We start from the raw sequence: 12,189 nt of genomic DNA on the forward strand, positions 1-12,189 counted from the left end.
TTGTGGACGAAGACTCCAGCCTCGAGGGCGAAGTTGTGGTAGCCCTCGACCGTCAGGTCGTACACGTCCGCGGTCTCGTCAAGCCGTTCCACCGACGCAACGCGGTGGTTTACCAGACCGACCGCCTCTCGTAGGCGGGCGTGGTCGCCGTCGTAGAGGGCGAGGAGCCGGTCGAACCGCAGAGCCGTACGCGCCGACCGCAGGCGCTCGGCCTCGTACGCCTGCTCCAGTTCAGCGTCCGGCAACGCCAGGAACGGAGCAAGGCGCCGCAGTGCCGCGACCCGCCTACCTTCTCGCTGGCGACCCACCCGTTCCGCCCGGGGTACGTTGGCCACGTAGGCGGCCCGACCAGCCTGCGCCTTGGCGAGGTGACCAGTACCCGGGTCCGACATCCGCTGCTTCATCAGACGTGAGTGGCGCGCGCCGAACTCCGGATTCTCCTCGTGCCAGGCCAGCACCGCGTTGCGCTGGCGTTCCCGCTCGGCGGGATCGGCGAACTGTTCGACCGTCTTCTGTGAACGCCAAGCACGCAGCCCGGAATCGTCCCACTGCCGTACCGAACGCTCGCGCCACTCCTGACGACGCGCCGGGTCGGCGAAGTACTTGCGCACGCGGTCGGCGGCTGCCGCCCGGTGCTCAGGCTTCGACCAGTACTGCGCCTGCCGGTCACGCATACGCTCGGCGTAGGCGCGTCGCTCGTCGTCGCTGAGTGCGTTGTACCAGTCCTGGAAGGCATTCTCGAGCTTCGCCCGGAATGCGGGGGACTCGTTGAGCGCGAACAGCCGGGCGAGGCACGCCTCGCGGAACGCAGGATCTTGCCACTGAGCGGTGAGCATGGCGGACCGAAACTCCCGTCCGCCGTTGGCGAACCACTCCCGCCAACCCGCGTGCACGTGCTCGCCCATCATCGCGGCGTGCAGTGCCGAATGGTCGGCCCAGGTCATGCGCTGGATGTTCCGTGGATCGTTGTTGCGCTTGTTGATGTCGATGTGGTGCCGGACGTCTCCGTTGGCGGCGCTGTCCCTCTCGTGGCGGACATTCCAGGCATCGGCGAGGTAATGGGTGTAGACCCACTCCTCGCGGTCGTTCATCCAGACCCGTTCGTACCCATTCAGGTTGTGGCCCTCGGCCTTGCTGGAGACGCTCCGGTACAGCGGCATCAGCGAGTCGCCGGGGGTGAGTGCGTCGGCGCGTCGGTAGGAACCGTCACGCAACCGGAACAAGTGGTCCGGCGTGCACCGCACCGACTCGCCGTTGTCGAGGCTGACCCGCACGAGCACCGCATCTCGCTTGGTGAGGCGTGGCTCCACCAGAGGGGCGATCACCACACGGCCAGCCTTGTTGGTCGTGTAGCCGAAGTGGGTCACCCCCTGGGCCCAGTCGGACGTCAGGTCTGCGAAGGACCTGCTCTCACCGGAGGCGAGGGCCACCATGGTCTCGCCGGTGAAGCACCCCAGGGCGCTGTCGCCTTCGACGATGAACAGCTCACTTCGATCGACGCCGGTGGCGCGGCAGTCGACCAGCTTGGCCGGCATCGCCGCGCCCTCCAGGGCGGTCTTGCGCCGGGCCGCGTCCTTCTGCTGCTTCTGGGTCAGCCGTACCCGGGCCGCGTCGACGATCTTCTGCAGGACGGTGCGCGCCTCGGCCTTCGTCCGCCGGTCCTCCAGCCACGCCTTGACGTGCTGCTCGGTCAGCGACTGGATGACCTTGGTGATGCCGGCGGTGGAGAGCTCGTCCTTGGTCTGCGAGGTGAACTGCGGCTCGGGGATGCGCACGTGCACCACCGCCGTCATGCCCTCCAGCACGTCGTCCAGGGTGGGCGGCTCCTCCTTCGCCTTGAGCAGGCCGCGGGTGTTGCGGACGGCGTCGGCCAGGGTACGGGCCAGCGCCCGCTCGAAGCCTTTGCGGTGGGTGCCGCCGTGGGCGTTGCGGATGGTGTTGGTGAAGCACTCGACGGTGCGCTCGTAGCCGGTGCCCCAGCGCAGCGCCACCTCGACCTCGGCGCGGCGCTGCACGTTGGACTGCATCACGCCGTTGGCGTCGGCGGCGTTCTCCCGGTACGTCCCCTCGCCGGTGACCAGCAGGGTGCCGGAGACGGGGCGGTCGCCGGCCGGGGCCAGGAACTCGACCATGTCGGTGAGGCCGTTGGGGAAGTGGAAGCGCTCCTCGGCGGGCTGCTCACCGGTCTCGTCGCGCAGCCGGTAGTCGACGCCGGGCACCAGGAAGGCGGTGTTGCGCAGCTTCATCCGGACGGCCTCGACGTCGAGCGTCGCGCCGGTCTCGAAGTAGCGGGCGTCGTGCCAGTAGCGGATCGAGGTGCCGGTGCGCTGGCCGCGCTTCATCGCCCCGACGATCTGCAGGCCGGGGCCGGGGGTGAAGGGGGCGTCCGGGCCGTCGCCGTCGAAGACGCCGGGCACGCCGTGCCGGAACGACATCGCGTGGATCTTGCCGCCGCGCCGGACGGTGACGTCGAACCGCCGGGAGAGGGCGTTGACCGCCGACGCGCCGACGCCGTGCAGGCCGCCGGAGGTCTTGTAGCCCGAGCCGCCGAACTTGCCGCCGGCGTGCAGCCGGGTCAGCACCAGCTCGACGCCCGAGATGCCGGACTTGGCGTGCACGTCGGTGGGGATGCCCCGCCCGTCGTCGTCGACCTGCACCGAACCGTCGGCGTGCAGCACGACGGCGACCTTCGTGGCGTGACCGGCGACACCCTCGTCGGTCGAGTTGTCGAGGATCTCGTTGACGAGGTGACCGACGCCACGGCTGTCGGTGGAGCCGATGTACATGCCGGGACGCTTGCGGACGGCGTCCAGGCCCTCGAGGTGGGTGAGGTCGTCGGCCCCGTAGAGGGTCTCAGGCTGTGCGGTCAACTGGTCGTACTCCCCCGGTCTCGGCGGTGGTGGTGCCGCTCACCGTCTCGATCTCCACGCGCGGCGCGCCGCAGCGAGCCTAGCCGGACGGCCCGACACGACCATGAACCCCCGCGCGACCCGCCGCACGGCGACGGTCGGTCGGGCGTCAGTGCAGCGCAACGCCGCAGGCCGCCACCGTCTTCCCCGCCTGCCGGGAGGGCCGCCACCGCGCCCGACCCGGACGGAGCGGTCAGGTCGCCGGGAACCGACCGCGCCGGGCCGTACCGGGCCACCGGGGCCACGACGACCCCTAGCGGGCGGATGTTTCACCCCTCGAACGATCACATTACGAGCCATTGACGTTCATCGCACGAGGTGATCTGATCGCGCCTCCAGAGGATCTTTCGCATTTGCATGGACAGATGGGGGACGTCATGTCCAGGTTCCGTCGTACCGCTCTCGCGGCGGCGCTGACCGTCGCCACCGCCGCCCTGTCGGCCGCCGTCGGATCCGCCGCGCCCGCGACGGCGGCGCCACCCACCGCAGCCGTGGCGCTCGGCGACAGCTTCATCAGCGGGGAGGGCGCCGGCGCGTACGCCCCGGTCGTCGACCTCAACGGCGTCGCGCAGTCCTTCCCGGGCTGGTCCGCCCCGAACAACAACGCCTACTTCTGCCACCGCTCGCCGAACGCCTCGCTGTTCCAGGCGGACCTGCCGGGCATCCAGGCCCGGTTCAACCTCGCCTGCTCCGGCGGCCAGCCGCACGACATCGCCAACGCCTCCGCGAGCCGGGCCAAGGGACGGCAGGTGACCGCGCAGCTCGACCAGCTCCGGGCGGTCGGGCAGACCCACGACATCGACCTGGTGCTGGTCGGCCTCGGCTCGAACAACAGCTCCTTCACCTTCGGCAGCGTGGCCGAGAAGTGCGCCAACCGGTTCATCGCCGACGCCTGGACCGGCTGGTGGGAGTTCTGGGCGTACCTCGGCGGGCCGGTGCCGCAGGAGCCCTGCTCGGACGCCGACCTGGCCACGGCCGCGCAGTTCAGCGCCGCCACCGCGGAGACCACGGCGGCGGTCCGGCAGATCCTCACCACGCTCGCCCAGATCGACGCCGACGGCCAGCACCGGATCGTGCTCCAGGACTACACCAACCCGTTGCCGCCGGAGCTGGCGTCGAACTTCTGGACCGAGGACAGCCGCGACGACACCCGGGACAAGTTCCGCGCGCTGGGCGCCGAGCGGTACGCGGGCGGCTGCCCCATCCACCGGGCCAGCCTCGCCCCCGGCCACCGCTTCTCCCAGGGCCTGGGCACCCTGGTGAACTCCGTACGCACCACGCTCGCCGCCGAGTTCCCCACCGCCGACCTGGTCGGGCTCAACGTGCAGCGGGCCTTCGACGGGGCCCGGCTCTGCGAGCAGTCGGGCAGCCCCACCGGCGCGTTGGCCACCCCGATCCGTCTGCAGGACGGCCCCTCGGGCGTCTTCGTCACCAGCCTCTCCGGCTACGACAAGCTGGACATCCAGCGCATCGCGAACACCTGTGGGACGTACTTCCAGACCTGCCAGGAGTCCTGGCACCCGAACGCGGCCGGGCACCGCGTGCTCGGCCGCTGCCTGAGCGGGGCGGCCAGCACGGCGACCCGCGCGGTGGCCTGCGTCCGGGCCCCGGACGGCACGGTCACGGTGAGCTGAGCGGACGACGACCCCGTCGGTGGGGGCGTCCGGCCGACGCCGGACGCCCCCACCGGCTTTCGCGTGCCGGCCCCGCTCTCGTCACCGGCACCGGCAACCCTGCCGACCACGGGTGACCGCACCGGCACCTGGCCGGCGGGCCTCCGTCTGTCGACCAAGAGGTTTGCGTCCGGAACAGGCCCTCCGGAGGACCAGAACTTCTTGATCAACGAGGAGGGCGAGCCGGGCGCGGGGAGGCCGGGTGGGCCGGGGAAGGTCAGGGGCGGGGGGTGAGGGTGAGCAGCAGGGGTGCGGCGGCGGGGGTGTCGACGAGGTCGCCGAGGCGTACGTCGTCGAGGACGGCGAGAAACGCGGCCTGGGCACGACGCAGATGACCGCGCAGCCGGCAATCGGCGCGCAGCGTGCAGCCGGACTCCTCGCAGGCGACGACCTCCTCCTCGCCCTCGAACGCGCGCACCACCTGGCCGACGGTCAACTCCTCGGCGCCCTCGGCGAAGGCGACGCCCCCGGAGCGTCCCCGGATGGTGACCAGCACGCCGATGCGTTGCAGCCGCTGCACCACCTTGGCGACGTGGCTGCGGGGCAGGTCCAGCCGCTCGGCCAACTCCTCGACCGTGCTCCGGGTCGACGCCGTGGCGCTCAGCATGGCGATCCGCAGCGCCATGTCGGTGGACCGGTTGAGCTTCACGTACCGACCCTAGCCAGCGCGGCCGGGGCCGGACAGGGGTCCGAGGTCAGTGACGGCGGCAACAGCGGACCCGGGACCTTCGACCCTAAATAGGAATCCTGGACTCCTGTTTGAGTGGGCGGCGTAGGCAACACACAAGGAGGAGCTGTGCTCTCGGAATCGTCAGCCGCCGTCGTCACCGCGACCCTGCCCGTGGTACGGGCGCACGGGGAGCAGATCACCGGCCGGTTCTATCCGCGGATGTTCGCCGCCCACCCGGAGCTGCTCAACCTGTTCAACCGGGGCAACCAGGCCACCGGGCAGCAGAAGGCCGCCCTCGCCGCCGCCGTGGTCGCGTACGCGGAGCACCTGACCGGCACGGGCGACGCGCCCTGGGGGCCGATCCTCGACCGCATCGCCCACAAGCACGCCTCGCTCGGCATCACCGCCACCTCGTACACGATCGTCGGCCGGCACCTGATGGGCGCGATCGGCGAGGTGCTCGGTGACGCCGTGACGCCCGAGGTCGCCGCCGCCTGGGACGAGGTGTACTGGCTGCTGGCCTGCGAGCTGATCGCCCGGGAGGCCCGCCTCTACACCGAGGCCGGGCTGGCCGAGGGTGAGTCGGTGTGGCGCGGCTGGCGGGTCACCGAGGTGACCACCGAGGCCACCGACGTGCGGTCGTTCACCCTCGTCCCGGTCGACGGCGGTGAAGTGCCCGACTTCGTCCCCGGCCAGTACGTCTCGGTGGCCGTGGACCTCGACGGCGACCTCGGCCAGCAGATCCGGCAGTACAGCCTCTCCAGCCGTCCGGGCGCCCCGCAGTGGCGGATCACCGTGAAGCGGGTCCGCGGCGAGGGCGGCGCGCCCGACGGCACGGTCTCCACCTTCCTGCACGAGCGGGTCGCGGTCGGCGACACGCTGCGGCTCAGCCCGCCCTTCGGCGAGGTGAGCGCGGTCGCCGGCGACGGGCCGCTGCTGCTGGTCAGCGCCGGCATCGGGCTCACCCCGGCGATGTCCGCGCTGGAGTACCTGGCGGACACCGCGCCGGAGCGTCCGGTGGTGCTGGTGCACGCCGACCGGGACGGGGCCGCGCACGCCCACCGCGACGCGCTGCCCCGGCTGCACGACCGGCTGCCCAACCTGCGCCTCAAGCTCTGGTACGAGCAGACCACCGACGGTGACCGGCTGGACGCGCTCACCGCCGAGGTGTCCAGCGGCCGGGTCGACCCGGAGCTGATCCCGGTCTCCCCCGACGCCCACGTGCACCTGTGCGGGCCGCTTCCGTTCATGAACCAGGTCCGCGGCGGGCTGCTGCGCCGTGGCGTGCCGGTGGAGCGGATCGCCTACGAGGTGTTCGGTCCGGGGATGCTGCGCGGCGGCGTCTGAGCCGCATCCGGGGCCGCGAATCTCCACCGTGGAGGTTCGCGGCCCCGTCGTGAAGTCGATGATCTCCCGGTTAGGAGGCGCAGGCCGGGGTAGGGACGTCGCATGCGCGTCCTGGGAACCAATGCGATCTTCCACGATCCGGCCACCGCCCTGGTGGTCGGCGGACAGGTGGTGGCCGCCGCCGAGGCGGAGCGACCGGTTCATCGCCACCCGGGACCGGATCTTGGAGGAGGGCACATGCGCATCGCGATGATCTCGGAGCACGCCAGCCCGCTCGCCGTCCTCGGCGAGGAGGACGCCGGCGGTCAGCACACACACGTCGCCGAGCTGGCCGCGGCGCTGGTCGGCGAGGGCCACGACGTGCGGGTCTACACCCGCCGCGACTCGTCGGGGCTGCCCGAGGTGGTGGACGCCTCCGCCGGTTACCAGGTGCGGCACGTGCCGGCCGGGCCGGCGCTGCGGGTGCCGAAGGACGAGCTGCTGCCGTACATGGGCGAGTTCGGCCGTTGGCTGGCCGACCAGTGGCGGCACGGCGACTGGCGGCCCGACGTGGCGCACGCCCACTTCTGGATGAGCGGGCTGGCCACCCTGCACGCGGGTCGGCGCACCAACACGCCGGTAATGCTGACGTACCACGGGCTCGGCGCGGTGAAGCGCCGGCACCGGGGGGCGAAGGACACCAGCCCACCGGACCGGATCGGCTACGAGCGGGCGCTGGGCCGCGCCGCCGACCGGGTGGTCGTCCAGTGCCAGGACGAGGTCGGCGAGCTGATCCGCCTCGGCGTGCCCCGGTCGAAGATGGCGCTGATCCCGTCCGGGGTCGACGAGCAGATGTTCCGCCCGCAGGGACCGGCCGCCCCGCGCGACCCGGCCCGCCACCGGATCCTCACCGTCGGCCGGATGGTCGAGCGCAAGGGCATCCAGGACGTCATCCGCGCGCTGCCCGCCGTGCCGGACGCCGAGTGCGTGGTGGTCGGCGGCCCGCCCGCCGAGCTGCTGCCGGCCGACGGCTTCGCCCGCCGGCTCTCCGCGCTCGCCGAGTCCTGTGGGGTCGCCGACCGGGTCAAGCTGCTCGGGGCGGTGCCGCGCGAGGAGATGAGCTCCTGGTACCGCTCCGCCGACGTGCTGGTCGCCGCCCCCTGGTACGAGCCGTTCGGGCTCACCCCGCTGGAGGGGATGGCCTGCGGCGTCCCGGTGATCGGCACGAACGTCGGCGGGATCGCCGACACCGTCGTGGACGGGCTCACCGGCGATCTGGTCCCGCCGCGCGACCCCCGCGCGCTGGGCACCGCGCTGCGCCGGCTGCTCACCGACAAGGTCCGCCGCTTCGCGTACGCCACGGCGGCGCTGGACCGGATCCGCAGCCGGTACTCCTGGAAGCGTTGCGCCGAGCAGCTCGGCGCGGTCTACGCCACGGTCGCCCAGGTCGGCCACGTCGCCCCGGCGGTGGCCTGACGGGCGCGGCGGCCCGCGACACCCCTTGGTTACCCGCCGGTAGCTTCCGTCGTACGCTGGACGGATGAGCGGGGAGCCGGAGTACACGCAGGAACACGTCGAGGTCGACGGGGCACGCATCGGCGTGCAGGTGTACCCGGAGCCGGACGGCCCGCCCGGCGCGCCGATGGTGGTGATCTGGCCCGCGATGGGGGTCCGGGCCCGCTACTACCGTCCCTTCGCCGCCGCGCTGCGCGACGCGGGCCTCGCGGTGGCCGTGGCCGACCTGCGCGGCACCGGGGCCAGCACTCCCCCGCCCGGGCGCGCCTGCCGGTACGGCTACGCCGAGCTGGCCACCGACGTCGGCGCGGTCCTCGACGCGCTCAAGCCCCGGCTGGACGGGCGTACCCGGCTGCTGCTCGGGCACTCCCTCGGCGGGCAGGCGGCCCTGCTGCACCTCGCCGTGCACGGCGCGGACGCCGTCGACGGGTTGGCCCTGCTCGCCGTCGGCGTGCCGTACTGGCGCAGCTACCCGGGCCTGCGCGGGTACGGCGTGCTGCCGTACACCCAGGGGATCGCGGCGGTGGCGCGCACGCTCGGCTTCTGGCCCGGGTGGGGTTTCGGCGGACGTCAGGCGCGCGGGGTGATCCGGGACTGGGCACACACCGCGCGGACCGGTCGGTTCCCCGTGCTGGACGGGGTGGACGCCGAGGCGGCCGTGCGGCGGCTGGCCACGCCGGTGCTCGCGGTGAGCATGGACGACGACCAGTACACCCCGCACCCCACGCTGGACCACCTCTGCGCGAAGCTCACCGCCGCGCCGGTGACCCGGGACCGGTACACCGTCGCCGAGGCCGGCGCCCCGCTGGACCACTTCACCTGGGTGCGGGCCGGCGGGCCGCTGGCCCGGCGGGTGGCCGACTTCGCCGCCGGCCTGCCGCCCCGCTGACCCACCGGCACGGCCGTCGACGGGTCAGCCGGTGACGCGGAGCGCCAGCAGGGCGATGTCGTCGCGGGGCGCGTCGACCAGGTCGGCCAGCACCGCGTCGCAGAGCCGCTCGACCGGCAGGTGGGCCAGCCGGCCGGCGGTCACCCGCAGCCGTTCCAGCCCCTCGTCCAGCAGGTACCCGCGACGCTCGACCAGCCCGTCGGTGTAGAACAGCACCGTCGAACCGGCCGCCAGCAGCAGTTCGTGGTCACGGCGCTCCCGAGGTGACCGCAGCCCGAGCAGCGGGTCGACGGGGGCCTCCAGCAGCCGCGCGTCGCCGTCCGGACCGACCAGCACCGGCGGCGGGTGGCCGGCGTTGCACCAGAGCATGCGGGCCCGGCCCGGCACGCCGCCGGGCTGGCCCGGCGCCCACACCTGGGCCAGCACCGCCGAGGCCAGACTCTGCACCCGCAGGCCGGCCAGCACCCGTTCCAGGCCGGCCAGGATCGCCGCCGGGGGCGTGCCCATCAGGTACGCGACGCCGCGCAACGTGTTGCGGATCTGCGCCATCGCGGCGAGCGCCCGCCGGTCGTGCCCGGTCACGTCGCCGATGACCAGGGTCGTCGCGCCGTCGGCGGCCGGGAAGGCGTCGTACCAGTCCCCGCCGACCTGCTCGTGCGCCGTCGCCGGGTGGTACCGCACGGCGACGGCCAGGCCCGGCGTGTGCGCCGGCTCGGTGAGCAGGCTGCGTTGCAGCGTCTCCGAGGTCTGCCGCTGCGCCTGGTGCACCCGGATCCGGTCCAGGGTCTGCGCGCACTGGGCGGCGAACGCGCCCAGCAGCTCCACCTCACGGGGCGCGAAGGGGTGACCGTCGCGCCAACCCACCGTCAGCGAGCCGAGCAGCCGGTCGCCCACCCGCAGCGGCAGCGAGGCCCAGCGGGACAGGCCGGTGTCGGCGAGCACGCCGGCCATCGTGTCGGACCAGGCCAGCGCGGCGTCGCGATCGGGCAGCAGCACGTTCTCGCCGCGCAGGGCCGCGACCGAGGCGGGCAGCGGACCGTGCACCGGCAGGTCGGCGTACCGCTCCCGGGTGTGCCCGCCGAGGCTGTCGGTGAGGGTGAGGTGCACCCGGTCGCCGTCCCGGACGGCGACCGCTCCCCCGTCGGCGCCGAGCGCGGCCAGCCCCCGGTCGATCACCACCTCGGTCAGCGCGGCGACGGTCTCGCATCCGGCGAGCTGGCCGGCCAGGTCGACCAGGGTGGTCAGCTGCCGGGTGACCAGCGCCTCCGACTCCAGGGCGGTCCGCAGCTCGCGGGCCCGCGCGTAGAGGTCGGCCTCGGCCTCGAGCACGCGGCGCCGGTAGTCCTCGCCCCGGGCCCGCTCGACCCGTCCCTGCTCCCGCTCCCGGACGAATTCGGTGACGTCCTCCACCCGGTGCAGCAGCAGCACGGTCCGGCCGTCGTCGTCCAGCACCGGCACGTTCACCGGGCTCCAGTACCGCACGACGAATGTCCCGAGCCCGTCGGGGATGTCGTAGCGTTGCAGCGCCATCGTGTCGGGTCGGCCGCTGTCCCGGGCGCGCACGAGCGAGGCCCGCAGGTTCGGCACCCCGCTCACGTCGGGACCCTGCGGATTGCTCGGGAACGCGTCGAAGAGGTAGCAGCCCAGCAGTTCCTCCCGGGAGCGCCCGGTGGCCCGCAGGTAAGCGTCGTTCACCTCGACGATCACCAGGTCGGGGTCGAGCACCAGGTACGGCGTCGGGGTGGCCCGGAACAGGCGCGCATGGTCCAGCCGCCCCGGATCCCCCGCTGGCCTCCGCCCCCTGCTCATCGCCCTCCCGTCCACCTGCGCGATCATGCCCGGATCCCGGTCGCGCGAATCCCGACAGGTGTGGCGCGGCCGGGCGACGCCCGTCACCCGGCCGCAGCCGGTCACCCACGACGCCTACCCGCCGACCGCCCGGCGACTCCCCCCTCCCGCCGGCGCGGACCGGACGAGCGACGCAAGGGCGGACGGACCGGGCCCCGGTGCGTAGCCGCGCCGACGATGGGTAAGCCGCTGCGCCCGAATACGGTGGAGGGGGATCAGATGTCCGAACGGCACACCGCACTGCGCTCCATGCACGACCTGGGCCTGGCGGCCTGGTTCGGCGGCTCCCTGATGGGAGCGCTCGGCGTGAACGGGGCGGCGGCACAGATCAGCGACTCGACCCAACGGCTGCCGGTCGCCTCGGCGGGGTGGTCCCGATGGACGCCGGTGAACGCGGCGGCGATCGGGGCCCACCTGGCCGGCGCGGCCGGTGAACTGGTCACCGAGAGCCCGCGGGTGTTCGCCCAGCGGGGCGTGGGCCGGATGAGCGCGATCAAGACGGCGCTCACCGTCGGCGCGCTCGCGGTGACCGGGTACAGCCGGCTGCTCGGGATGCGGCTGGAGAAGGCCGGCAACCAGCCGGTCGAGGGGACCACCGAGCCGAACTACCAGACGCCGAGCGACGTGGCGTCCTGCCAGCGGCGGATGAAGGTGCTCCAGTGGACGATCCCGGCGTTGACCGGGGCGTTGGTGGTGGTCACCTCGTACATGGGCGAGCAGCAGAAGCCCGGTCAGGTGTTCCGGGGCATGTTCGGGCGCGCGGGCGGGATGATGAGCGCGCCGAGGACGATGGGCAAGATCGCCGCGATGGGTACGGCGAAGCGCCGGATGGCGATGGCGGGCTGAGGTCGTACCCGACCAGGCCGGTGGGCGGCCGCGCGTCGCAGCGGCGACGGCGGCCGCCGGGCCCGGGGGTCGGGGCCGGACGCCACGACGAGCAGCGAGGTGACCATGACGGCGAACGAGGGACCGACGGGCGGCACGCGACGCGGACCGGAGTCCGCCGCCCCCTGGGGCACCACCGGCGGCTTCGACGCGGGCCCGCCCTGGGGCGCCGGCGAGGACGACCCGATGGGCGAGGGGAGCGAAGAGACCGCGGTGCCGCCGGGGCGGCGCGGCGACCGGCGGGCCGGGGAGCCGGCGGCGCCCACCGGGCCGGCCGGGCGGCACGGCTTCGGCCCGGTCGAGCCGAGCCGGGTCCCCGAGGCGGGGCCCGGCGCCCCGCCCGACCCCGCGCCGGCCCGCCGCACCTTCCCGGACGACACGGCGGGCGGTGACCTGCCGGACAACGCCCTGGAGGAGGCCACCGGGATGCACCCGGAGGGGGTCAGCCGGGACTGACGCGACGACGCGAGCGGG

Annotated in this window: 8 protein-coding genes and 2 pseudogenes; 6 read left to right on the forward strand and 4 right to left on the reverse strand. The window is 73.6% G+C overall.

Features of this window, described 5'->3' with window-relative positions; genetic code table 11:
* Positions 1-5: 5 nt before the first annotated feature.
* Positions 6-1,478: pseudogene (locus ACPFP2_RS28805) on the reverse strand (DNA topoisomerase); the annotation flags it as partial.
* Positions 1,452-2,870: pseudogene (locus ACPFP2_RS28810) on the reverse strand (ATP-binding protein); the annotation flags it as partial. The pseudogenes ACPFP2_RS28805 and ACPFP2_RS28810, both read right to left, overlap by 27 nt.
* Positions 2,871-3,286: 416 nt before the next feature.
* Here ACPFP2_RS28810 and ACPFP2_RS28815 point away from each other — a divergent pair.
* Complete coding sequence (locus tag ACPFP2_RS28815) at positions 3,287-4,543, forward strand: hypothetical protein (protein ID WP_424093225.1); 1,257 nt, start codon at positions 3,287-3,289, stop codon at positions 4,541-4,543.
* A 256-nt stretch (positions 4,544-4,799) separates the two neighbouring features.
* Here the strand turns inward: ACPFP2_RS28815 and ACPFP2_RS28820 are convergent, their stop codons facing one another.
* Positions 4,800-5,231 carry an RrF2 family transcriptional regulator gene (locus tag ACPFP2_RS28820; RefSeq protein ID WP_424093227.1) on the reverse strand — a complete coding sequence of 144 codons (432 nt, stop codon included), beginning with the start codon at positions 5,229-5,231 and terminating at the stop codon, positions 4,800-4,802.
* A 147-nt stretch (positions 5,232-5,378) separates the two neighbouring features.
* Between ACPFP2_RS28820 and ACPFP2_RS28825 the strand changes: the two genes are divergently transcribed.
* From ACPFP2_RS28825 to ACPFP2_RS28835, 3 genes are all read left to right on the forward strand, one after another.
* A complete protein-coding gene (locus tag ACPFP2_RS28825; RefSeq protein WP_424093228.1) occupies positions 5,379-6,599 on the forward strand; it encodes a globin domain-containing protein in 1,221 nt (406 codons plus the stop codon).
* A gap of 237 nt (positions 6,600-6,836) precedes the next feature.
* Positions 6,837-8,054 (forward strand): glycosyltransferase, encoded by a 1,218-nt coding sequence (locus ACPFP2_RS28830; protein ID WP_424093244.1) that lies wholly within the window; start codon positions 6,837-6,839, stop codon positions 8,052-8,054.
* Between the two features lie 64 nt (positions 8,055-8,118).
* A complete protein-coding gene (locus ACPFP2_RS28835) occupies positions 8,119-8,982 on the forward strand; it encodes an alpha/beta fold hydrolase (protein ID WP_424093230.1) in 864 nt (287 codons plus the stop codon).
* Positions 8,983-9,006: 24 nt separating this feature from the next.
* Here the strand turns inward: ACPFP2_RS28835 and ACPFP2_RS28840 are convergent, their stop codons facing one another.
* Entirely contained in the window at positions 9,007-10,818 is a 1,812-nt protein-coding gene (locus ACPFP2_RS28840) for a SpoIIE family protein phosphatase (RefSeq protein WP_424093232.1), read from the reverse strand.
* A gap of 231 nt (positions 10,819-11,049) precedes the next feature.
* On the opposite strand from ACPFP2_RS28840, the gene ACPFP2_RS28845 reads away from it, so the two are divergent.
* Together ACPFP2_RS28845 and ACPFP2_RS28850 are read left to right on the forward strand one after the other, a co-directional pair.
* The gene (locus tag ACPFP2_RS28845) at positions 11,050-11,676 is read left to right on the forward strand and encodes a hypothetical protein (RefSeq protein WP_424093234.1); all 627 of its coding nucleotides are present in this window, start codon (positions 11,050-11,052) and stop codon (positions 11,674-11,676) included.
* A 105-nt stretch (positions 11,677-11,781) separates the two neighbouring features.
* Complete coding sequence (locus ACPFP2_RS28850) at positions 11,782-12,171, forward strand: hypothetical protein (RefSeq protein WP_424093236.1); 390 nt, start codon at positions 11,782-11,784, stop codon at positions 12,169-12,171.
* The last annotated feature ends 18 nt before the right edge of the window (positions 12,172-12,189 follow it).

The sequence above is a fragment of the Micromonospora citrea genome, assembly GCF_049629545.1.
GTDB classification, from domain to species: Bacteria; Actinomycetota; Actinomycetes; order Mycobacteriales; family Micromonosporaceae; genus Micromonospora; species Micromonospora citrea_A.

Coding starts and splice junctions, on each gene's coding strand:
- ACPFP2_RS28815 (WP_424093225.1), top strand. CDS start 3,287: ATGTCCAGGTTCCGTCGTACCGCTCTCGCGGCGGCGCTGACCGTCGCC.
- ACPFP2_RS28830 (WP_424093244.1), top strand. CDS start 6,837: ATGCGCATCGCGATGATCTCGGAGCACGCCAGCCCGCTCGCCGTCCTC.
- ACPFP2_RS28835 (WP_424093230.1), top strand. CDS start 8,119: ATGAGCGGGGAGCCGGAGTACACGCAGGAACACGTCGAGGTCGACGGG.
- ACPFP2_RS28840 (WP_424093232.1), bottom strand. CDS start 10,818: ATGATCGCGCAGGTGGACGGGAGGGCGATGAGCAGGGGGCGGAGGCCA.
- ACPFP2_RS28845 (WP_424093234.1), top strand. CDS start 11,050: ATGTCCGAACGGCACACCGCACTGCGCTCCATGCACGACCTGGGCCTG.
- ACPFP2_RS28850 (WP_424093236.1), top strand. CDS start 11,782: ATGACGGCGAACGAGGGACCGACGGGCGGCACGCGACGCGGACCGGAG.